Consider the following 20,070-nt stretch of genomic DNA (forward strand, 5'->3'; position numbering starts at 1 on the left):
GCCTGGAAATCGCCGAAATACTTCGTGATCGCCGCCGTCAGCGTCGTCTTGCCATGGTCAACATGCCCAATCGTCCCAATGTTAACGTGCGGCTTGTTGCGCTCAAACTTTTCCTTAGCCATCGGTGGCAGTGCCCTTACCGTTCTGGGGGCAAAGCGCCCCGATTTTCAACGGGCGCTGCGTATGCGGGCCAAACAGAAAAATCAAGCCGTCTCGCGCAGATCAACTCTCAGGCGGGCGCCAACTTTTGGAAGATGCAGTTGCAGCGCTTTGCGCGCCCTCTTTCCGGACAAACCATTCCGGGTTGGAGCGCATCCATTTCTCAACCAGACGCGCAGCATTATTGGCCAGGTTTTCGATCTGTTCCGCTTTGGACTGGGTCAGACCAGAGCCCACGACCGTTTCACCGGACAGCCGCTCCAGCACGGTGATTTGTTTCGGTTTTTGATTGATCTTTCCACCGGCCGCATCATCCCAGACCGTGGCGCCAATGATCATGACGGATTTCGGCGACAGCACGATGGGCACACCGGGCACGGCAATGGAATATCCTTCGACACTAATCGCGATGTGATAAAGTTGGTCCCCCTGAAACCGGCTGAAGCGGCGGTCGATCGCCTTTTTCATCGCGGTTTCCCATTCCTCCTCGGAGGCGCGACGAGAGGGCGGTACGAATTTGGCATTATCCGCAACGACGATGTTATGGCCCAAACGAAACTCTCCGATCGGCTCAAACGGTTCGTCCAGGTCTTTGTCCGCAGCACAACCAACCAGCACAGTCAGCCCCGCCAACCAAAGAAAACGGCGTATCATCAACATCACATCACCCCGGTTATCCTTGGTTCGGTCTAGCCCGTCCGGCAAATCGCCGCAATTGTCCCTGCGGTCACGGTCCCTAGATGCAACGCTATGAACACAGAGTATCCTCTTCCCGTCCGCGCAACGCTGGCCGATCAGCCTGCGGGTTTGCTGGCATCTTACGCCCAGTCCCAGCAAAATCTGCTGCGTTTAATCCCCAAAGCCGCGCTGGAGAAGCCCATTATTTCAGGCGTGACGGCGACGCGCTGGCATATGGTGATGGATCCAGGCGCGATCCGCCGGATCTTGCAGGCGCGGGTCGAAGATTATCCAAAATCCGATGTGGCCCGTGCCATCCTGCGCCCGGCTGTGGGCGACAGCATGATTAATGTCCATGGCACGGAATGGCGCCGACAACGCAGCCTGGCCGCACCGGTCTTTCAGCCGCGTCACGTCACCGGTCTGGGCCCGATCATGGCTGCTGCGGCAGATCATGCGGTTGAGCGTCTGGCCTCCCAAACGGGGCGCGCCACAAACCTGTTGGAGGAGATGACACGCGCCACGTTCGACGTCATTGCAGATGTCACCTTTTCCGGCGGTCAAGGGATCGACCGGACCAGCGTCCAGAATGCCATTGCGGCCTACGGCGTGGCGGCAGGCAAGATGTCGTTCCTGGATGTGCTGGGCGCGCCGGAATGGATCCCACGCCCGGCGCGCATCCGGCCGGCCCCTGCCCTGCAGGCCATGAAGGACATCGCCGATGACAGTATCGATGCTCGCCGCAGGACCGGTCATGCTGGCCCGCCTGACCTGTTGGATCTGTTGCTAGAGGCGGAAGCTGACGGATTTAGCCAAACGGATATTCGGGACAATCTACTAGCCTTCATCGTGGCAGGCCATGAAACAACGGCACTGACACTGGCCTGGTCACTGTATCTGTGCGGTGGTCACCCCGATATTCAGGAGCGCGCCCGGTCGGAAGCCCAGTGGGTCTTGAAAGGCCAGACCGCAACCGCCGCTGACGTGGCGCGGCTGCCCTACATTCGCCAGATCATTGACGAGACATTGCGCCTGTACCCTCCCGCGGCCTTCCTATCGCGCATGGCACTGGAGCCAGATCAGATCCTGGGCTCACAGGTTTTGCACGGCGACACGCTGACCATCCCGGTTTATGCGGTCCACCGGCACAGGGCCCTTTGGGATCACCCCGACCGGTTCGACCCGGATCGTTTCGCCGATCCCAAATCCATCCCCCGCTATACCTACCTGCCGTTCGGCGATGGCCCACGGATCTGTATCGGAGCACGCTTTGCGGTTCAGGAGGCGGTGATCATCCTCGCAACTCTTCTGGCGCGTTACAGATTTGAACCGGTGCCGGGCAAGGTGCCGGTGCCAACCCTGATCATCACGCTACGACCAGAAGGCGGGGTCTGGCTGAACGTGTCACCGGCCTGACGATTTGCAAACCGACTGAAGTGCGGCCCATTCCGTTTCCGACAGCACCGGCTCAAACGCATCGGGCTGGGTTTCCGCGGCACGTGCGGCGGCGGCACGGCTGGCAAGGTTGGGATGGCTGCTGAGATACTCCATGGCGCCATCTGTATCACCATACTCTTCACGCAGTTTATCAAAGAACGCTGCGAAAGCCTCCGCCGGCAAACCTGCATCTTTCAACAGGCGCAACGCGAATTCATCTGCCTGGGCCTCTGCCTCCCGCGTGTAGGAGGCCTGCATGACCTGTTCGGCCATGATCAATACCAGCGTGCCGCCCGCAAAATCACCCAGGACCATGCTCAGGATCCCGGCAGAGCCCGCCGCGCGCAATGCGATGCGAAGCGGATCGCGTGCCACGACATGCGCGATCTCATGGGCCAAGACTCCGGCGACCTCTTCCGGCGTGTCCGCCTTGTCGATCAAGCCGCTGAAAAACACGATATGCCCGCCAGGTGCCGCGAATGCATTGATCATTTCGGTTTTCATGATCCGGATTTTCAACGGATAGGGCAGGTCCAACTCATCCGTCAGCCGATCTGACATCTTGGCGATGGCCGCCTCAGCCTCCGATGTGCTGCAAAACTGGCCTGAATTGGCAAATTTCATGGTCTGCTCGATCTGGGCCACCACCGTCTCGCCGATGGCCTCCTCCCGCTTGGCCGGGATCAGCGTCGCCATCGTGTCAGCCAAGTTGGGCAGAAGAACAAAGAGGATCAGCAGCATCGCCGCCACCGCACCACCCGTCCAAAAGAACACCTTGCTGAGTGTCCCCGCGGGGACATCTGCCTTTCTAAGATATTGGCACGCGTCGCGCAGGGCGTCTGCATCGACCTGGTTCGGCACGAAAAGGCGCGCTTCGTCCTTGCCCGTTAGCCGAAAGACCTCGCCTTCCTCATGGCCGTGATCACGGACGACGCGCATATCATCAAGGTCCCAGTTCTCCTGCGGGATCGAGGCGCCGGATGATTGATCCCGGCGGATGATCAACCACCCGCCAGGTTTATCCAGACTGACCTCGACATCGCGTTCACCCGCTGTCTGGCCATCGAAGTACCTGCCCCCAAAGACCGGCAATGTCGATTGCGGGCTGGTCACCGCTTAGAACCCGCCGCCGACATCCAGAGCATCGGCAAACCCCTCGGCATCGACCATCTCGTCATCACCGCGCTGACGTACCGTGTCCAACCGCGATGCGTTGAGGATCGTCGTGGATGTGACGTAATGCGCAATGATCGGCTGGTTCACCATCACGAGGATCAGGGCACCAGCGACAATGATGGCCAGTATGTAGCCCAAAAAGAAGATCAAACCGCCCAGGGCAGCGCTGGCCATATCGGGCTGCTGGTTTGCCAAGCCGTCCGGATTCATCATCATGTCAAAGCTGCTGAACCCAATGATCGAACCGCCAACGAGCCCGGCAACCAAAATTACGGCAAAAGCCGCCGCACCCGCAGCCAGTGATCCCAGCAGCACATGCCCGATCACGGTCCAGACTTTTGGCTTGGTGTCAAAACCTATGACATCACCCACCTTTTTGTGGTTCGCCATGCGGCGGAACCCATCCACCTGGAAATAGAAGATCCCGAAATAGAGCCAGAACGTCCCGACGACACCACCCAGAATGGCTAGGGCAGGAATGTCCGAAAATCCCCCGATCGCGGCACCCCCAATGACAAGACCTAGACCAATGAAAATGTGTTTCATTGAGCCATACAGCATGGTCCATTTGCCGTCTTGGGCGAATTTGATATCGCCGTACCACGTCCGGTCGACCATATATTTTTCCAGCTTGAACGCAGCGAGTGGCGCCAGCAATCCAAGGGAAATGATGGTCAGTAGCGTATAGCCCAGCGCACGCAGCATATAGCCCACGGCGCCGGTTTCCGCCCCAAACCGGATGCCGCGCCAACGGGTGCGCGACAGAAGATACCTGCGCGACCGATATTGCGCGAAAAAGACAAGCGGCAAGACGGCAAACAAGGTGATATAGGTCGCAGCGAGCTGACGCAGAACGGCTTGCGGATCTGTCCCACCGGCAAAGATATTCAGCCCGACGAAAAAGAGCAGCAACTGCAGGACGCCCAGATACAGGGCCAGCACCACGATGGCGACCAGAAAGCCCAGAAACTTTTCAAGCCCGGTGCCGGTATATTCAAACGGCGCGCCGCCCGGCGCAGTCGCCGACCACATGTAACGGCGGATGCGGGTCTTGGCCCAAAAGCGATAGATCCCCAGGGTGATCAGTGTCAGGAAGCCGGTTTTCATGGCCAGGCCAAACAGCGCCCCGCCATCGCCCCCATAGGCACCTTTAACGGTATCAGTCGAGCTGACAGTGCTCATATCAATTGTCCTTCGGCAAAATAATTTGAGCACTCAAGATATAGACAACCTTGGAGACTGTCACGGGTCAAATCGATTGGTGCGAGGAAAGCCCCGGGGGGCCATACGACCGGCAGAGGCGCGTTTGGCAATCCATTCGGCCAGATCGCCCTCGGTGACAGTGCGGGTTCTACCACCGCTATCGAGCCATTTCAGCCCATCGGCCAGGGCGAATGTGGTCACATCGCTTAGGCCGCCATCCTTGTAACGTTGCAGACGCACGCCTTTGCCACGCCCCATCTCTGGCAGTTCCGCGGTGGGAAAGATCACCAGCTTACGGTTTTCCCCAACTGCGGCCACGTGATCCCCCCGGACAACGCAGCAGGACAGCGCCGCCGTCTCGGGCGGTTTTACGTTCAGCACCTGACGGCCCGAGCGCGTTTGGGCCACCACATCATCCGACGGCACGATAAAACCATCGCCAGCGGTCGAGGCCACCAACAGTTTCTGCCCAGGGCGGTGGATCAGCACGGTGACGATCTCCACCTCATTCGGCAGATCGACCATCAGGCGCACGGGCTCTCCCATGCCGCGACCGCCGGGCAAGGAACTGCCGGACAATGTGTAAAACCGCCCGTTCGAGCCAAAGACTAACAGCCGATCCGTGGTTTCCGCGTGAAAGATGAACCGCCCCTCATCGCCGTCCTTGAATTTCAAGGCGGTATCGAGGGCGATATGTCCTTTCATAGCGCGGATCCAACCCATCTTTGAGCAAACGACGGTGATCGGTTCGCGCTCGATCATCGCCTCCATCGGCACGTCTTCGATATCCCCCGCATCGGCAAAGCTGGTGCGGCGCGCACCACCGGGAGAGGATTTGCCGAACAGCTTGCGCACCTCTTTCAACTGATCGGCGATCTTGGCCCATTGCAGCCCCTCATCCTCCAACAGGTCCGACAGCTCGGCCCGTTCGGCCATCAGCGCATCGCGCTCCGCCACCAGTTCCATCTCTTCCAGTCGCCGCAGGGACCGCAGGCGCATGTTCAGGATCGCCTCGGCCTGAACTTCGTTGAGTTGGGTCAAACCAGTAGCGAGCGGCGGTTTGTAATCTGCCTCCGACGTCGCGCGGACATGGTCCTTTGCCCAATCTTCCGCACATAACGCGGCCTTGGGACTTTCATCATATCGGATGATGTCAATCACACGGTCGAGGTTCAGGAATGCAATCAGCAAACCTTCCAGAACGTCCAACCTGTGGTCAATCTTTTCAATCCGATGCTGGGTCCGCCGCTGCAAAACGGCGCGGCGATGGTCCAGAAATGCGCGCAGCATTTCCCGCAGGCTGCAAACCTTTGGTGTGCGCCCATCGATCAGCACGTTCATGTTGAGGGAAAACCGCACTTCTAGGTCAGACGCCCGGAACAACATCCCCATCATCAGATCCGCGTCCACAGTCTTGGACCGCGGCTCCAGGATCAGACGAATATCCTCGGTGCTTTCGTCACGTACATCGGTCAGGAGCGGGATCTTTTTCAGCTGGATGATCTCTGCCAGCTTTTCGATCAGCTTGGATTTCTGCACCTGATACGGGATTTCGGTCACGACGATCTGCCACGCCCCGCGGCCCAGATCCTCTTTCTCCCACCGGGCGCGCAGACGAAAAGCGCCCCTGCCCGTCTGATAGGTCTCGGCAATGCTGTCCTTGGGTTCGACCAGAACGCCACCTGTGGGGAAATCTGGCCCTGGGACATGTTCCAGCAGTGTTTCATCCCGGGCATTGGGTGCCTTGATCAGATGCAGGCACGCTGCGATCAGTTCATCCAGGTTATGTGGCGGGATATTCGTGGCCATCCCCACGGCGATCCCGCTAGAACCATTGGCCAAGAGGTTGGGAAAGATCGCTGGCAGCACCTCTGGCTCCGTCAGGCGGCCGTCATAGTTGGGCCGGAAATCAACGGCGTTTTCATCCAACCCCTCCAGCAGCGCTTCGGCTGCCGCTGCCATGCGCGCCTCTGTGTAGCGAGACGCCGCCGGTGCATCGCCATCAATATTGCCAAAATTGCCCTGACCATCGACGAGCGGATAACGCATGGCGAAATCCTGGGCCAACCGCGCCATCGCATCATAGATCGCGCCGTCCCCATGGGGATGAAAATCCCCCATCGTGTCCCCGGATATCTTGGCCGACTTCATGAATTTGCCCGTCGAATTCAGATTGAGCCGCCGCATGGCGTAAAGGATCCGGCGATGAACCGGTTTTAACCCGTCACGCGCATCGGGCAGCGCGCGGTGCATGATCGTGGACAAAGCATATTGCAAATACCGTTCGCCAATGGCGCGGCGCAACGGCTCTGCAGACAGGTTGGGATCTAAATTGGGGGGATCTGCGTTATCGCTCATAAGGGTTGGGATACGCCACCCCCGGGATGCGGTAAAGTCACGGGTAATATTTCTGTGATTTTTTCAGGACTCGCGTGGAAGGCGATGTTAACGTTAATGACAGGTCCTTGACGGGACGAGGGATGGGTAAACGCGATGTTACTGCGCTTGACGTTTATTTTGATGTTGGTTTTGGGTGCCGCGATGTGGATCGTCGGCGACGGCCCCGATATGGACCGGGTGGCCCTTGCGGAGGCGCGCGCGAATGCCCAGCGTGAGGAAGCTGGCTTTGTCACAAGGACCAACAGTGACGTCCTGTCCCTGACCCCCGGTGAAGATGCCCAAGCCGATCCGGAGCGTGAGGTCACGACGGCAGAGCCCGTTGCCGAACCGGCTACCGAAGCTGATGAAATCGCAGATCAGCTGGCCGCTAATTTGGCGAATCAACCCATTGAACCGCCCGAAGTCCAGCCGACGGATACGCGTCTGGCAGAACCTGACGAAACGATCGTGCTTTACGTCACGGGGCGTCGTGTGAACTTGCGGGCGGGCCCTTCGACCAACGACACCGTTTTGGGCCGGGTGAGCCGCGGGGATGCGGTTGAATTGGTCGACTACGAAGAGAATGGTTGGGCCCGGATCCGCGTGGCGGGCCTGTCTGCCGACGTATTCATGTCGGGCGACTTTTTGTCAGATAGCCGCTGACCCCCTGATCGCGGCGCTTGGCTGGACCTTGCACCAGCCATGACGCCATGCGATGCCGTTGGTCATGAAGAAGACGCTTCTCATCACCGGTTCGTCGTCCGGCATCGGATATGACGCGGCCCATGGCATGACACGGCGCGGTTGGCGGGTGTTTGCGACCTGCCGCAACCCTGACGACTGCGCGCGGCTGCGAGACGAGGGATTGGAGAGCGTGACGCTCGACGTGGCAGACCCGAACAGTATTCAAGCTGCCTTGGCGGAGATTTTGAACCGTACGGGCGGTACGCTGGGCGCGCTGTTCAATAATGCAGCATTCGGTTTGCCTGGCGCTGTTGAGGATCTGCCGACTGACGGTTTGCGATCGATCTTTGAAACCAACCTCTTTGGGCTTCATCACCTCACCCGGGAGCTTATTCCGGTTATGCGCAAACAAGAGCATGGGCGGATCATCCAGAATTCCTCGGTCTTGGGTTTCGCCGCCCTGAAATGGCGCGGCGCTTATGTGGCGACCAAACATGCACTGGAAGGGCTGACGGATGTCATGCGCCTTGAACTGGCGGACACCCCGATAAAGGTCGTGCTGATCCAACCGGGCCCGGTCACATCCCGCATCCGCGAAAACTCAATCCCTCACTTTGAACGCTGGATCGATTGGAAAGCATCCCCACGCAAGGCGCAGTATGAAGAGACGCTTTTGAAGCGATTGTATCAAACGGGCCCCAAAGACCGGTTCGAACTGCCTGCCGCCGCCGTCACACGCAAATTACATACTGCATTGACACATCCCAATCCAAAGCCGCGGTACTTTGTGACAACACCGACGTATATCATGGCTGCGATGGAGCGGATTTTGCCCGTCCGCGCCGCCGACAAGGTTTTGCAAAAAATCTAAAGGCTGGCCATCGCACCGCAGCCGCCTACATCGCGTCAAACATCGCGAAGGAGTATCCATGCGCACCGACCCCCTGTTTATTGCCGTTGCTCTGGCCGCCGTCATCGTATTGGGCATCCTTCTGTTTGGCATCGCCGCTTTTGCCAAAGGCGGAGAGTTCAACAAAAAATATGCCAATAAGATAATGCGCTGGCGGATCATCGCACAATTCGTGGCGATCCTAATGATCCTGGGCTTCGTCGCCTTGCGCCAAGGGGGATAATATGGTCGTTCTAAACAAAATTTACACAAAGACCGGTGATGCTGGCGAAACCGCTTTGGGCAACGGGTCCCGGGTGGCCAAATACTCGATGCGCGTGACCAGCTACGGCACGGTCGATGAATGTAACGCCACCGTGGGTTTGGCCCGTTTGCATGCCGTGGGGCTGATGGATGCCCAACTGGCCATGATCCAAAACGATTTGTTTGACCTTGGCGCCGACCTTTGTCGCCCCGACATGGACAAGGATGCGGAGTCTGAATACCCCCCGCTTCGCATGGCACCCGCCCAGGTCCTGCGGCTTGAGGGTGAGATCGACGCCATGAACAATGCGCTGGAGCCACTGCGCAGTTTCATTTTGCCCGGTGGCAGCGCGCTCGCCGCACATCTGCATCTGTGCCGCACGGTTTCACGACGGGCCGAACGCCTGACGGTCGAACTGGCGACAATGGAGAATGTGAACCCCGCAGCGGTGCAGTATCTGAACCGGCTCAGTGATTGGTTTTTTGTGGCCTCTCGCATTGCGAATAATGACGGTAAGGATGACGTCCTGTGGGTTCCCGGCGCGAACCGCTAGCGGTTTCCTATTGGCGACACATGTCCCCGCAACAGCCACAATATTCAGTGGATCCCAGTCAAAGCCGTGCAAAACGCGGCGTCCCGGCATGGGATGCGTCGCTTTTACGCTGTCCCGACCGGGTCTGACCCGCTAACTAATCCGCCTAGACTGATGAACTCGAGGGAGACACGCAGATGAAGGTCCTGGTGCCTGTGAAACGCGTGATCGATTATAACGTGAAGGTCCGCGTCAAGGCGGACGGTTCCGGTGTCGATCTGGCCAATGTGAAAATGTCGATGAACCCGTTTGACGAGATCGCCGTCGAAGAAGCGATCCGCATGAAAGAGGCTGGGAAGGTCGAAGAGATCATCGCGGTCTCAATCGGGGTCAAGCAAAGCCAGGAAACCCTGCGGACTGCGCTCGCGATGGGAGCGGATCGCGCCATCCTCGTCGTCGCAACCGAGGACGTGCATCAAGATATCGAACCGCTGGCGGTCGCCAAGATCCTGAAGGGCGTGGCCGAAGCCGAAGGTGCGGGGCTCGTCTTGTGCGGCAAGCAAGCCATCGACAATGACATGAACGCCACCGGCCAGATGCTGTCGGCGCTGCTGGGTTGGTCCCAGGCGACATTCGCCTCTGAAGTTGCGATTGAAGGCGATCATGCCACCGTCACGCGCGAAGTCGATGGCGGCCTACAGACGATCAAGGTCACGATGCCAGCGATCATCAGCGTCGATCTGCGCCTGAATGAGCCGCGCTATGCGTCGCTGCCGAACATCATGAAGGCCAAGAAAAAGCCGCTGGACGAAAAGACGCCTGCCGATTTCGGCGTCGACATCGCCCCGCGCCTGACTGTCCTCAAAACCACGGAACCTGAAAGCCGCAAGGCCGGGATCAAGGTCAGCTCGGTCGAGGAATTGGTCACGAAACTCAAAGATGAAGCGGGGGTTATCTAATGGCTGTTCTGTTGATTGCCGAGGTCCAGAACGGCGAATTGGCCGTTGATGCGACCGCCAAAGCCCTGACCGCCGCCAAGCAAATGGGCGATGTCACCGTGCTTTGTGCCGGTGCGTCCTGCGGTAGCGCGGCTGAAGCCGCCGCCAAGCTGGACGGTGTCGCCAAGGTGCTGTGCGCCGAAGATGCGGCCTATGGTCATGATCTGGCCGAACCCGTCGCCGATCTGGTTGTGAAACTGGCTGGTGACTATGATCACATCACGGCGCCCGCCACGGCGGCGGCCAAGAACCTGCTGCCCCGCGTTGCGGCGCTGCTGGATGTCATGGTGATCTCCGACATCACCGGGGTTATCGACGCAGACACGTTTGAGCGTCCGATTTACGCAGGCAACGCGATCCAGACCATCAAAAGCGGTGACGCCAAAAAGGTTGTCTCAATCCGCACCGCCACATTTGATCTGTCCGGTGACGGTGGCTCTGCTTCGGTTGAGAACATTGATGCTGCCGGAAATCCAGGCCTGTCCGAATGGGTCGAGGATAAAGTCGCCGAAAGTGACCGTCCTGAACTGACCTCTGCCGGCATCGTAGTCTCGGGTGGTCGCGCGCTTGGGTCTGAAGAGCAGTTTGGCATTATCGAACAACTGGCGGACAAGCTGGGCGCGGCTGTCGGTGCGTCACGGGCGGCTGTGGATTCGGGCTATGCACCCAATGACTGGCAGGTGGGTCAGACAGGCAAGGTTGTTGCCCCGGACCTTTATATCGCTGTCGGAATTTCTGGCGCGATCCAGCACCTGGCAGGCATGAAAGACAGCAAGATCATAGTCGCGATCAACAAGGATGAAGAGGCGCCGATCTTCCAGGTCGCTGATTACGGCCTGGTTGCCGACCTGTTCGATGCCGTTCCCGAACTGATGGAACGGCTATAGCGTCACTCGCCAAAGCTGTCGGCTTCAACTGGCCGACAGCACCGCAGCCAACCCTTTGGCAGCTTGAGCATGGGTCGCCACCGGTAGCATCCGATTGGCCGCACCCGTCTCTGTCTCTCCAAAAATCATGCCAATGGTGCGGCCACCGCGCGGCATGTCAGGTGTGAGAACTTCAAGGTATCGCCTGGCCTGTGGGCGTACCGCCTCCACCATGGCGCGGGTGACGAAAAGCGGGCCACAGCTTTCCTCCAGTTCCATGTTGGGCCGATCTTCGGGCCCGTTATCCGCCATCCAAAGCAAAACCGCCTGGCCATCCAGTTGCGACATCAGCAACTCCATCCGCTTGACCCAGGCATCGCGCAATTCGTCCAGAATCATACCAAACCGTTTGGGTGATGTCCGGTAAAGTCCGGACAGCAGATGCCGGGTGAAATGAAACTCGGTAAAGTCCAACTCCGCATAGATTGAGCGCAAGAGGGCGGATGCCCGGATGAACCGATCATTGCGGCGCGGATGCACCTTGTAGAACCGGTTGGAGAGGTTGTGCGCCCCGGTGATCTGAACCACGACCTGCTCGGCCCCGCGGGCGATCTTCATCAGGTCGGGGTCGTTCAGATACATGTCGACACTGGCATTCAGCGCTCCCAGATTGACGACCGACTGACCCAGATCCCGCTCCAGCAATGTCGGAAAAGGTTCTGCGATGAACCGCCCGAATGCCGCATTTCCACCCAACACGGCAACATAAGGCATGTCGGTCATTCGCTCGGGGCCACGAAACTGCCCCCTTGCCGTGCCGTATTTGCAGATCTCATAATCCAGACCACCTTCGCTACGCAGAGCGTAGGTCATATCGTTACCTCACCTAAATTCACCCAATCACAGTTTGCACCCAACACTTTAACAACATCTGACGTGCGAATTTGGCGCGATGGCGGGTCTGCCGCTCTGCTTGCGTGTCTCAGCCCGCCCGCTTTATGGTGCCGCGGAACTTAAAGGATTGCTCAACATGGAAATCGATCGCGTCGGCGTTGTGGGGGCTGGTCAAATGGGCAATGGCATTGCCCATGTTTTTGCGTTGGCGGGTTATGACGTCGTCATGAATGACATTGATCAGGGCGCGCTCGATTCTGCCATGGCCCTGATCCGCAAGAATATGGACCGGCAAGTCAGCAAGGATCTGATCGCCGGTGACGTACGCGACGCAAGCTTGGCACGCATCTCAACCACGCTCAAACTAGCTGATCTTGGTCAGACCGATCTGGTGATCGAGGCCGCGACAGAACGTGAGACGGTCAAGACGGCAATCTTTGAGGATCTGCAACCGCACCTGAAACCCACGACGATCCTGACCTCAAACACCTCTTCGATCTCGATCACACGGCTGGCCTCGCGCACCGACCGGCCAGAGCGGTTCATGGGGTTTCATTTCATGAATCCCGTGCCGATCATGCAACTGGTTGAGCTGATCCGCGGTATCGCAACGGATCAGGACACGTATGAAACCTGCCTCGGCGTGGTCGAACGGCTGGGCAAAACCGCAGCCTCAGCCGAGGATTTCCCCGCCTTCATTGTGAACCGCATCTTGATGCCCATGATTAACGAGGCGGTCTATACCCTGTACGAAGGTGTGGGTTCCGTCAGTTCCATTGACAGCGCCATGAAGCTGGGCACGAACCATCCAATGGGCCCCCTGGCCCTGGCTGATTTCATCGGGCTGGATACCTGCCTGGCCATTATGAACGTCCTTCATGACGGGTTGGCCGACACGAAATACCGCCCTTGCCCGCTTTTGACGAAATACGTGGAGGCGGGGTGGCTGGGCCGCAAAACCCAACGCGGCTTTTACGACTATCGCGGGGAAGAGCCGGTTCCCACACGCTGATCGCACAAAAAAGGCGGGGACCGATCCCCGCCTTTGTCACACTGAACCAGCGTTTTACTTCAACTTCATCGCTACATTCTCGGCAAAGCCTTGGATCATGGCGTCGTAGAATGCGCCATCTTCAACCTTCAGGTCGGTGACCACCATGCCTTCTGGGACGAAAGGTTGGACCTGCTCTGCATTAACCGTCAAGGTGTAATTCTCGTTGTTGGCCAAACCTGGCACGCGAATTTCCACATCACCTTGCAACGTCGCCTCACCGGCACCCACGGCCTTGTCAAGGCTATTGGCTAGCGCGACTTCATCAATGTCGATGGTGATGCTCGCGCCATCTTCGGACAGTTGGTCAACCAGACGAGCGGCAATCGCGTTCTCCAAATCACTTGCGATATTGGTCCAGACGCCAGCTGCTTCGGCGTTTTCAAGGGCGGTCAGATCAACGGTCACGTCAATCTCTTCAACCTCTGTCGCGGAAATGGCAGTGGTTGCACTCAAGGCGGCGGCGATAGCCAGAACAGATGTGATACGTTTCATTGTATTTTCCTTTCGTCGTAACAAAGCGATGCAGCAAAGGGTCGGGAGATAACCGAACCCTGGGCCAGGATCACCCACTCGCTTCGTCTTGAATGATCCCACCGGCATCTTCGACATCACGGCCAAAACCTTCGACCGTCTCGCATCCTGCAAGCAGTGTCACAGTTACACCGATCAAAATCAGACGAAGCATTGTGTTATCCTTTCTTGCTCACTCGTGAAGGTGCAACGCAGTCCCTGGGAAAGGGGTTCCGACCGGATCGTTCACATGGAAACACAGAGCCGTGATGGCGCGAAACCAACGCCGCGGTTGTTCTTGCCCAAAAACTCCGTCTTACTCCGGTCAGATCCTATCAACCGAACAGGCCCCCCAATGCCAAAGCTCAAGACCACAGCCGCCCAAATGGTGGCAGATGCCCGCGCCCGGATCGAGGAGGCTGAAACCCCTGCCGTGATTGCCATGGTGGATGACCCCGACGTGGTGATCGTTGACATTCGTGACCCGCGCGAGCGGCAGCGAACCGGCTACATCCCAGGCAGCTTTCACGCCCCGCGCGGCATGATTGAGTTTTGGGTGGACCCCGATAGCCCGTATTTCAAGGAAGAGTTTGGCCAGGATAAGAAATACGTCTTCCACTGCGCCTCTGGCTGGCGCTCGGCCCTGACCGTGGCCATGCTTCAGGATATGGGGTTCGAAGCTGCGCATCTGAAGGAAGGTTTCTCCACTTGGGCCGATCACGGTGGCCCTGTGGAGAAACCCGAGACCACGGGCTGACAGCTACGGCTCCAGCAACCCGGGCAGTCCAAGCGAGACGGCAGGGATGTAAGTCACCAGCATCAACGCAAACAGGATGGCCAGGTAAAATGGCCAGATTGTGCGCACGACATTCTCCATACGTTCGCCGCCAACGACACAACCCACGAACAGGCATGATCCAACCGGTGGTGTGGTAAGGCCCAGCCCAAGGTTCATCATGATGATGATCCCGAATTGTATAGGGCTCATCCCCAGATCCACCACGATGGGCAAGAAGATCGGCGTGGTGATCAGGATCAGTGCGGCCATATCCATGATCATGCCCAGAACCAACAGGATGACGTTCAACAACAGCAAAATCACGATCTTGGAGTCGGACATTGACAGAACAAACCCCGCCAGCAGATCCGGTACGCGGTTCAAGGTCAGCAGATACGCAAAGGCAGAAGCGCAGGCGACGAGGATCATCACCATCGCCGTTGTGCGGACTGCCACCAATACCGCTGTTTTGAACTTCTCCCATGTCAGTTCGCGGTAAACCAATGCCGTGACCAGGATCGCATAGACGGCCCCAAATGCGCCGGATTCCGTCACCGTCATGATCCCCGACAAGACGCCACCGACGATGATGACGGCGGTAAAGAGCCCCGGTAATGCGACAATGAATGACACGGCCAAGCTGGTCAGGCCAGGAAACGGCTCGGCCGGATAACCACGCTGCACGGCAACAAGCCACGCGACCGCGGCCAAGCACAGACACATGACTATGCCCGGAACCACACCGGCCACAAACAATTGCCCGATGGAGACGCCCCCAGCGGCAATTGCGTAAATGATCATGTTATGGCTGGGCGGGATGACGACGCCCGCAATTGACGATGTGACGGTGACGTTTACCGCATAGTCGCTGTCATATCCCTTTTCCTTCATCACAGGCATCAGAATCGAACCCAGCGCGGAGGTATCGGCGACCGCTGACCCGGATATGCCACCAAACAGCATGGAGGAGGCGACATTGACCACGCCCAAACCCCCACGCATCCAGCCCACCGCCGCAGAGGCCAACCTGACCAGTCGCGCCGCAATGCCGCCTTGCAGCATCAGCTCTCCGGCAAAGATGAAGAACGGCACAGCCAACAGCGAAAATATCGAGATGCCGGATACGATCCGCTGAAACGCGATGAATAGAGGCAATCCTTCATACATGAAGCCAACGACCGCTGCGATCCCCAGACAAAATGCCACCGGCACCCCCGCCATCAGACATAAGAAGAACACGCCGAATAACAGGATCAGGGCCATCTTAGTCTTTCTGACGCAACAGCACGGGCCGGATAAGATCATCCAGACAGAACAGAACGATAAGCACACCGCTCAAACTCACCGGCACGGCACGCCAGCCTTCGGATATCCCCAGCAGAGGGATGTCACGGCGAACGGTGCGGTCGAACATGACATAGCCTTGCCACGCCATGACCACCCCGAAGAAGAGCAAGGCCAGCGATGCAAAGGTCACCATGCCTGCCCGCAGCCGGGGCGGCAGGGCGTCGCGGAAAAACTCCACTGACAGATGCGTACCCCGCCGCACACCCACCGCAGCCCCCAGAAATGCGATCCAGACCACAATCAGCAGGGCCGCCTGTTCGACCCAGGTGGGTGTGTTGTTCAAGACATAGCGGCCAAAGACCAACCAGCCGAAGATGGCGATCAAGATCACCATCAGGACACTGGCCACACCCATGGAAAGCTTGGCGAGCCAGTCCAGAATACGTTCAGCCAACCCGGTGGATTGTGCAGTCATGAAATGCGCCCCTGACCAGTCAAGGGGGCCCTTGCTGCCCCCTTCGACACTCAGTTGGCAGCCTGAATGGCTTCGATCACCGATGCCATATCGGGATTACTGGCCAGGAAATTTTCATAGACCGGTGCCATCTTTTCCTGAAACGCGACCTTGTTTTCGACCTCGTTCACCTTGGCACCGGCTGCCTCCACCTTGGACAGGCTCTCTTCTTCGCGCTCGGCCCAAAGTTGGCGCTGGGTTTGGGCGGAGTTCTGAGCGGCAGCGCGCACCGCATCCTTGGTGGCATCATCCAGGTTGTTCCAGGCGGCGCTCGACACACACAGGCATTCGGGGATGATGAGGTGATCCGTGACCGAATAGAACCCTGCCACCTCGAAATGGCCAGTGGATTCGTAGGATGGGTAGTTGTTTTCGGCCCCATCGATCACACCGGTCTTGAGCGATTGATACACTTCGGCAAAGGCCATGGGCGTCGCATTCCCGCCAAGCTGTGCAACCATGTCCACGAACAGGTCATTATTCATGACACGCAGTTTCAGCCCTTCCACATCCGCTGGCGTCATGATGGGGCGTTTCGAGTTGTAAAAACTACGCGACCCCGCATCGTACCAGGCAAGCGGCACAATCCCTTCGGGCTCCATCGCAGCGGCAAAGATCTCACCCACATCGCCATCCATGGCCTTGTGCATGTGATCAACGCCCGAAAAAATGAAGGGCAGTGACAACACATTCGTCGTCGGGATGATCGGTCCCATTGGCCCCATGTTGAACTGGCCAAACTCCAATGCATTGTTACGTACTTGTTCGATCGCATCGGGCTGCGAGCCGAGAACCCCACCGTGAAAGATCTGCAGGTTAAGGTCGGTCGTGGCGTTTACCTCGGCCACGAACTGATCCAGGGCAGCGCTGTTCGGGTACCCTTCAGGGTGTATGTTCCATCCGCGCCAATCCTGGGCCGCCACGGCCAGTGGCAGCAAAACGGTGGCGATTGTCGCGCCGAAAACGGTTCTCATATTCATCTTGATCCTCCCTTAAAGTATTATTTGGACTTTGGCGGCCAAACTGGATGCGCCGCGTCCGGTCTATCGCCACCACCCATCCCGATCTTTGCCGGCTCTCGGTGGTCACGTGATCTTACACGTCGAAGTAACTCCCATGGGAATGGCGAACCGCCTCTATGGTCTTTTCGATCCGCGACAAATGAAGGCGCAAGGCCGCTTCAAGGCGACCCAGATCACGCGCCGCAAGGGCGGCAAAGATCTCGCGATGGTCATGCAGCAGCCGGGACATTTCGTCAGCCTGCTTCAGGCTCAGGGTGCAGATCCGGTCAATCCTGGCTTTGTGTTCGACCAATAAGTCAAAAGCCGCATGCTGATGAGATGCTTCGGCGATCAATTGATGAAAGGCCAGATCCAGGGCGTGGAATTGCGCCTGTTGATTATCGCGGACCGCCTCTTCCTGCTGCTCCAAGATCAACTCAAACTGCGGCGTGTGTTCCGGTGTCCAACGCTGGGCTGCGGTGCGAACGATCTCAAGCTCAACGGCAAGGCGAATGAACCGCGCCGCTTCGATCTCCGAGAGGGAGAATTTGCGCACCATCGTCGCCCGTTGTGGCTGGATGAGCAGCAGGTTCATACTGCCCAACCGATTGAACGCCTCGCGCACGGGCTGCCGCGAAACGCCGTACTGATCGGCAATCTCTGCCTCTGACATCTTGGTCCCCGGCAAGACATCCAGGGACATGATTTTGTCCAGCAGGTTTTCGAACACCAGATCAGCTGTTGTCTTGCGTTCAGCGATTGCCTCTGCTGCCCTCGTCATGAATTTATATTCCCTAACTCACCAACCCCCATACCTGAATCCGGCATAGCTGCCGGACCGCGGTCAGCCAGATCATACAAAGGGGCGCATTCCGACCGTATCACAGGAAATCATCGCGACGGGGTGTGAAGCAGTCGATCAACTCCCCCGGCTCCAGGCAGATGCAACCGTGTTCCGCATTGGATGGGATGACAAAACTGTCGCCCGCGGCCACCTCAAAGAATGTGCCATCGACGGAAAACCGAAATCGCCCGGTTTTGACATAGGTCGATTGAACATGCGGATGGCTATGCAACTTGCCTTCAGCGCCTTCAGCTTGAAACGCAAAACACACCACCATCAGGTCGGCGTGATCCGCCAGAACTTGGCGTTTGATCCCCGGATCTGCGTCGACCACTGGAAATGTCTGCATCGTCTCCCCCAAGATCACCATGCGTTCATTCTGAATTATGGTATGCTAGTATTCTGAAATCTGCCTGTCTACAGAGGATCATTTTTCTCGCGAATTACTTTTGCGGGAACCCAAGCATGCGGTGCGGCATTGATCCGGCATATGCTGGGGTCGCCATGAAAATTATATACCTGAATGCCATCTTGTTGGCTGGCCTCCTTTGTTTGGGTCACGCTCCTGCCGCGTGGGCACAAACATTGACCGAACCCGCGCAACTCGACGGTACAATCGAGGTCGGTGATGCGGCCACAGCTGACGGTCAGATCCGCGACCGTATTCAGGCTCTGCTTTCCCAGATTGACGGGTTTGATCAGGTTCGAATTACCGTTTCCCAAGGTGTTGTCACGGCGGAGGGCGAGGTACTCGATAATGCCCGTCGCAGCCAATTAAGCCAGATCCTAGGCCGGGTCGCTGGCGTAGTCGCTATCGAGGACAACACAATTGTCAGCGGTACCTTGGAAGAACGGCTATCCCCGGCAGTTGACCGCATCTATGACCGCTCCCGCAACATTCTGACTAATGTTCCGATCTTTTTGGTGGCGCTTTCCGCCTTCTTAGTCATCGCAGTGCTAGGATGGGCCCTGACAACCCGGGTAGCCCTGTGGAACCGGATCGCGCCGAACAGATTCATCGCCGATGTGTATCGCGCCATCGCACGGATCGTTTTTATCCTGCTCGGTGTGATCCTGGCGCTCGATATCCTGAACGCTACGGCCTTGATCGGCGCGGTCCTGGGGGCGGCCGGTGTGGTGGGTCTCGCTGTTGGTTTCGCCGTGCGCGATACGGTCGAAAATTTCATCGCCTCCATTCTGCTTAGCCTGCGTCAACCATTCAGGCCCAACGACTTTATAGAGATTGATGGCGACATAGGAACCGTTGCTCGGCTGACATCGCGCGCCACCATCCTGATCTCACCCGAGGGCAACCACATCCGCATCCCCAACGCGACAGTCTTTAAGAACCGGATCGTCAACTATACCCGCGACCCGCAACGCCGGTTCACCTTCGACTTGGGCGTTGATGCCGACAGTGACCTGAATGCCGCCTTGACGACCGCCGTGGATGCGTTGACACAGCTGCCGTTCGTTCTGCACGATCCCGACATTGGTGCCTGGATCAAGGAAGTGGGCGATTCAAATGTCGTGCTGACATTCGCTGGCTGGATCGACCAAAGCCAAACCGATTTCCTGCGCGCCCGGGGGGAGGCCATCCGGACTGCAAAGGTTGCCTTGGAAAGCGCGGATTTCGGTCTGCCTGAGCCGATCTACAGGGTACGTTTGGATGGTCAGATGACCCAGACGGGAACGACTTCAAAACCCGCCCCCGAAAAGCCCGCGACTGCGACTGAGGCAGCCCCACCCCCCGCCGCCGATCCAAACCGGGCCGAGGATGCCCAAACCGATGCGGCAGAGCGGGAACGACGCGCCGCCAATGCCGATGGCGATCTTTTGAATGAAGGGCAAAAAGTCGAGTAAGCTAGTCACTATCGACGTCCCCTTCACCTTTGACCTCAGCTTTCGCGGATCTGCGCGGA

At 58.1% G+C, this 20,070-nt stretch carries 23 protein-coding genes; 10 read left to right on the forward strand and 13 right to left on the reverse strand.

Translation table 11 applies throughout. The features are described 5' to 3' along the window. Both IU397_RS19605 and IU397_RS19610 read right to left on the reverse strand, forming a co-directional pair. A partial coding sequence (locus IU397_RS19605) for a GTP-binding protein (RefSeq protein WP_239479786.1) occupies window positions 1-122 on the reverse strand: 122 nt, incomplete at its 3' end. 100 nt (window positions 123-222) lie between these two features. Beyond that, window positions 223-813 carry a hypothetical protein gene (locus IU397_RS19610; RefSeq protein WP_204417009.1) on the reverse strand — a complete coding sequence of 197 codons (591 nt, stop codon included), beginning with the start codon at window positions 811-813 and terminating at the stop codon, window positions 223-225. A 96-nt stretch (window positions 814-909) separates the two neighbouring features. On the opposite strand from IU397_RS19610, the gene IU397_RS19615 reads away from it, so the two are divergent. Continuing rightward, window positions 910-2,253, forward strand: coding sequence for a cytochrome P450 (locus IU397_RS19615; protein ID WP_204417011.1), 1,344 nt, complete (start codon window positions 910-912; stop codon window positions 2,251-2,253). Here the strand turns inward: IU397_RS19615 and IU397_RS24010 are convergent. The 3 genes from IU397_RS24010 to parC are packed head-to-tail and all read right to left on the reverse strand — an operon-like array spanning window position 2,242 to window position 7,011. Further along, the gene (locus IU397_RS24010; RefSeq protein ID WP_204417013.1) at window positions 2,242-3,387 is read right to left on the reverse strand and encodes a M48 family metallopeptidase; all 1,146 of its coding nucleotides are present in this window, start codon (window positions 3,385-3,387) and stop codon (window positions 2,242-2,244) included. The two genes, IU397_RS19615 and IU397_RS24010, sit on opposite strands and share 12 nt — an antisense overlap. 3 nt (window positions 3,388-3,390) lie before the next feature. Beyond that, window positions 3,391-4,632, reverse strand: a complete 1,242-nt coding sequence (locus tag IU397_RS19625) for a DUF898 family protein (protein ID WP_204417014.1) — start codon at window positions 4,630-4,632, stop codon at window positions 3,391-3,393. Window positions 4,633-4,692: 60 nt separating this feature from the next. After that, window positions 4,693-7,011 (reverse strand): DNA topoisomerase IV subunit A, encoded by a 2,319-nt coding sequence (parC, locus tag IU397_RS19630; protein ID WP_204417015.1) that lies wholly within the window; start codon window positions 7,009-7,011, stop codon window positions 4,693-4,695. 135 nt (window positions 7,012-7,146) lie between these two features. Here parC and IU397_RS19635 point away from each other — a divergent pair, with 135 nt between their 5' ends. The 6 genes from IU397_RS19635 (at window position 7,147) to IU397_RS19660 (ending at window position 11,287) form a co-directional block, all read left to right on the forward strand. Then, window positions 7,147-7,695, forward strand: coding sequence for an SH3 domain-containing protein (locus IU397_RS19635; protein ID WP_204417016.1), 549 nt, complete (start codon window positions 7,147-7,149; stop codon window positions 7,693-7,695). 64 nt (window positions 7,696-7,759) lie between these two features. Then, a complete protein-coding gene (locus IU397_RS19640; RefSeq protein ID WP_204417017.1) occupies window positions 7,760-8,587 on the forward strand; it encodes an SDR family NAD(P)-dependent oxidoreductase in 828 nt (275 codons plus the stop codon). Window positions 8,588-8,645: 58 nt separating this feature from the next. After that, a complete protein-coding gene (locus IU397_RS19645; RefSeq protein WP_204417018.1) occupies window positions 8,646-8,849 on the forward strand; it encodes a twin transmembrane helix small protein in 204 nt (67 codons plus the stop codon). 1 nt (window position 8,850) lies between these two features. After that, complete coding sequence (locus IU397_RS19650) at window positions 8,851-9,423, forward strand: cob(I)yrinic acid a,c-diamide adenosyltransferase (RefSeq protein ID WP_204417019.1); 573 nt, start codon at window positions 8,851-8,853, stop codon at window positions 9,421-9,423. Window positions 9,424-9,599: 176 nt separating this feature from the next. Continuing rightward, a complete protein-coding gene (locus IU397_RS19655; protein ID WP_204417021.1) occupies window positions 9,600-10,361 on the forward strand; it encodes an electron transfer flavoprotein subunit beta/FixA family protein in 762 nt (253 codons plus the stop codon). Continuing rightward, window positions 10,361-11,287, forward strand: coding sequence for an electron transfer flavoprotein subunit alpha/FixB family protein (locus tag IU397_RS19660; RefSeq protein WP_204417023.1), 927 nt, complete (start codon window positions 10,361-10,363; stop codon window positions 11,285-11,287). The genes IU397_RS19655 and IU397_RS19660 overlap by 1 nt, the downstream gene beginning before the upstream one ends. 24 nt (window positions 11,288-11,311) lie before the next feature. Here IU397_RS19660 and IU397_RS19665 read toward each other — a convergent pair whose 3' ends face one another. After that, a complete protein-coding gene (locus IU397_RS19665) occupies window positions 11,312-12,139 on the reverse strand; it encodes a DUF6473 family protein (RefSeq protein WP_204417025.1) in 828 nt (275 codons plus the stop codon). Window positions 12,140-12,296: 157 nt separating this feature from the next. Between IU397_RS19665 and IU397_RS19670 the strand changes: the two genes are divergently transcribed. Next, window positions 12,297-13,172 carry a 3-hydroxybutyryl-CoA dehydrogenase gene (locus tag IU397_RS19670; protein ID WP_204417027.1) on the forward strand — a complete coding sequence of 292 codons (876 nt, stop codon included), beginning with the start codon at window positions 12,297-12,299 and terminating at the stop codon, window positions 13,170-13,172. A 54-nt stretch (window positions 13,173-13,226) separates the two neighbouring features. On the opposite strand, the gene IU397_RS19675 is transcribed toward IU397_RS19670, so the two are convergent. Together IU397_RS19675 and IU397_RS19680 are read right to left on the reverse strand one after the other, a co-directional pair. Continuing rightward, complete coding sequence (locus tag IU397_RS19675; RefSeq protein ID WP_204417028.1) at window positions 13,227-13,706, reverse strand: hypothetical protein; 480 nt, start codon at window positions 13,704-13,706, stop codon at window positions 13,227-13,229. A 70-nt stretch (window positions 13,707-13,776) separates the two neighbouring features. After that, a complete protein-coding gene (locus tag IU397_RS19680; RefSeq protein ID WP_204417029.1) occupies window positions 13,777-13,899 on the reverse strand; it encodes an entericidin A/B family lipoprotein in 123 nt (40 codons plus the stop codon). 180 nt (window positions 13,900-14,079) lie between these two features. Between IU397_RS19680 and IU397_RS19685 the strand changes: the two genes are divergently transcribed. After that, window positions 14,080-14,481: a rhodanese-like domain-containing protein gene (locus IU397_RS19685; RefSeq protein ID WP_204417030.1), complete on the forward strand. Its 402-nt coding sequence runs from the start codon at window positions 14,080-14,082 to the stop codon at window positions 14,479-14,481. 3 nt (window positions 14,482-14,484) lie between these two features. Here IU397_RS19685 and IU397_RS19690 read toward each other — a convergent pair whose 3' ends face one another. From IU397_RS19690 to IU397_RS19710, 5 genes are all read right to left on the reverse strand, one after another. Next, window positions 14,485-15,765 carry a TRAP transporter large permease gene (locus tag IU397_RS19690; protein ID WP_204417031.1) on the reverse strand — a complete coding sequence of 427 codons (1,281 nt, stop codon included), beginning with the start codon at window positions 15,763-15,765 and terminating at the stop codon, window positions 14,485-14,487. 1 nt (window position 15,766) lies between these two features. Then, a complete protein-coding gene (locus IU397_RS19695; RefSeq protein WP_204417032.1) occupies window positions 15,767-16,264 on the reverse strand; it encodes a TRAP transporter small permease in 498 nt (165 codons plus the stop codon). Window positions 16,265-16,314: 50 nt separating this feature from the next. Then, a complete protein-coding gene (locus tag IU397_RS19700; RefSeq protein WP_204417033.1) occupies window positions 16,315-17,283 on the reverse strand; it encodes a TRAP transporter substrate-binding protein in 969 nt (322 codons plus the stop codon). Between the two features lie 115 nt (window positions 17,284-17,398). Continuing rightward, complete coding sequence (locus IU397_RS19705; RefSeq protein ID WP_204417034.1) at window positions 17,399-18,085, reverse strand: GntR family transcriptional regulator; 687 nt, start codon at window positions 18,083-18,085, stop codon at window positions 17,399-17,401. A 100-nt stretch (window positions 18,086-18,185) separates the two neighbouring features. Further along, complete coding sequence (locus IU397_RS19710; RefSeq protein WP_204417035.1) at window positions 18,186-18,497, reverse strand: cupin domain-containing protein; 312 nt, start codon at window positions 18,495-18,497, stop codon at window positions 18,186-18,188. Between the two features lie 236 nt (window positions 18,498-18,733). Between IU397_RS19710 and IU397_RS19715 the strand changes: the two genes are divergently transcribed. Continuing rightward, window positions 18,734-20,011, forward strand: coding sequence for a mechanosensitive ion channel domain-containing protein (locus IU397_RS19715; RefSeq protein ID WP_239479940.1), 1,278 nt, complete (start codon window positions 18,734-18,736; stop codon window positions 20,009-20,011). Window positions 20,012-20,070: the final 59 nt, after the last annotated feature.

Source organism: Actibacterium sp. 188UL27-1 (genome assembly GCF_016901225.1).
GTDB lineage: Bacteria > Pseudomonadota > Alphaproteobacteria > Rhodobacterales > Rhodobacteraceae > 188UL27-1.

What these genes read in the sequence shown, in the direction of transcription:
- IU397_RS19660 (WP_204417023.1), top strand. Translation starts at nt 10,361, where the DNA reads ATGGCTGTTCTGTTGATTGCCGAGGTCCAGAACGGCGAATTGGCCGTT.
- IU397_RS19610 (WP_204417009.1), bottom strand. Translation starts at nt 813, where the DNA reads ATGATACGCCGTTTTCTTTGGTTGGCGGGGCTGACTGTGCTGGTTGGT.
- IU397_RS19655 (WP_204417021.1), top strand. Translation starts at nt 9,600, where the DNA reads ATGAAGGTCCTGGTGCCTGTGAAACGCGTGATCGATTATAACGTGAAG.
- parC (WP_204417015.1), bottom strand. Translation starts at nt 7,011, where the DNA reads ATGAGCGATAACGCAGATCCCCCCAATTTAGATCCCAACCTGTCTGCA.
- IU397_RS19675 (WP_204417028.1), bottom strand. Translation starts at nt 13,706, where the DNA reads ATGAAACGTATCACATCTGTTCTGGCTATCGCCGCCGCCTTGAGTGCA.
- IU397_RS19665 (WP_204417025.1), bottom strand. Translation starts at nt 12,139, where the DNA reads ATGACCTACGCTCTGCGTAGCGAAGGTGGTCTGGATTATGAGATCTGC.
- IU397_RS19615 (WP_204417011.1), top strand. Translation starts at nt 910, where the DNA reads ATGAACACAGAGTATCCTCTTCCCGTCCGCGCAACGCTGGCCGATCAG.
- IU397_RS19640 (WP_204417017.1), top strand. Translation starts at nt 7,760, where the DNA reads ATGAAGAAGACGCTTCTCATCACCGGTTCGTCGTCCGGCATCGGATAT.
- IU397_RS19680 (WP_204417029.1), bottom strand. Translation starts at nt 13,899, where the DNA reads ATGCTTCGTCTGATTTTGATCGGTGTAACTGTGACACTGCTTGCAGGA.
- IU397_RS19650 (WP_204417019.1), top strand. Translation starts at nt 8,851, where the DNA reads ATGGTCGTTCTAAACAAAATTTACACAAAGACCGGTGATGCTGGCGAA.
- IU397_RS19695 (WP_204417032.1), bottom strand. Translation starts at nt 16,264, where the DNA reads ATGACTGCACAATCCACCGGGTTGGCTGAACGTATTCTGGACTGGCTC.
- IU397_RS19690 (WP_204417031.1), bottom strand. Translation starts at nt 15,765, where the DNA reads ATGGCCCTGATCCTGTTATTCGGCGTGTTCTTCTTATGTCTGATGGCG.
- IU397_RS19705 (WP_204417034.1), bottom strand. Translation starts at nt 18,085, where the DNA reads ATGACGAGGGCAGCAGAGGCAATCGCTGAACGCAAGACAACAGCTGAT.
- IU397_RS19685 (WP_204417030.1), top strand. Translation starts at nt 14,080, where the DNA reads ATGCCAAAGCTCAAGACCACAGCCGCCCAAATGGTGGCAGATGCCCGC.
- IU397_RS19625 (WP_204417014.1), bottom strand. Translation starts at nt 4,632, where the DNA reads ATGAGCACTGTCAGCTCGACTGATACCGTTAAAGGTGCCTATGGGGGC.
- IU397_RS19670 (WP_204417027.1), top strand. Translation starts at nt 12,297, where the DNA reads ATGGAAATCGATCGCGTCGGCGTTGTGGGGGCTGGTCAAATGGGCAAT.
- IU397_RS19700 (WP_204417033.1), bottom strand. Translation starts at nt 17,283, where the DNA reads ATGAATATGAGAACCGTTTTCGGCGCGACAATCGCCACCGTTTTGCTG.
- IU397_RS19710 (WP_204417035.1), bottom strand. Translation starts at nt 18,497, where the DNA reads ATGCAGACATTTCCAGTGGTCGACGCAGATCCGGGGATCAAACGCCAA.
- IU397_RS19635 (WP_204417016.1), top strand. Translation starts at nt 7,147, where the DNA reads ATGTTACTGCGCTTGACGTTTATTTTGATGTTGGTTTTGGGTGCCGCG.
- IU397_RS19645 (WP_204417018.1), top strand. Translation starts at nt 8,646, where the DNA reads ATGCGCACCGACCCCCTGTTTATTGCCGTTGCTCTGGCCGCCGTCATC.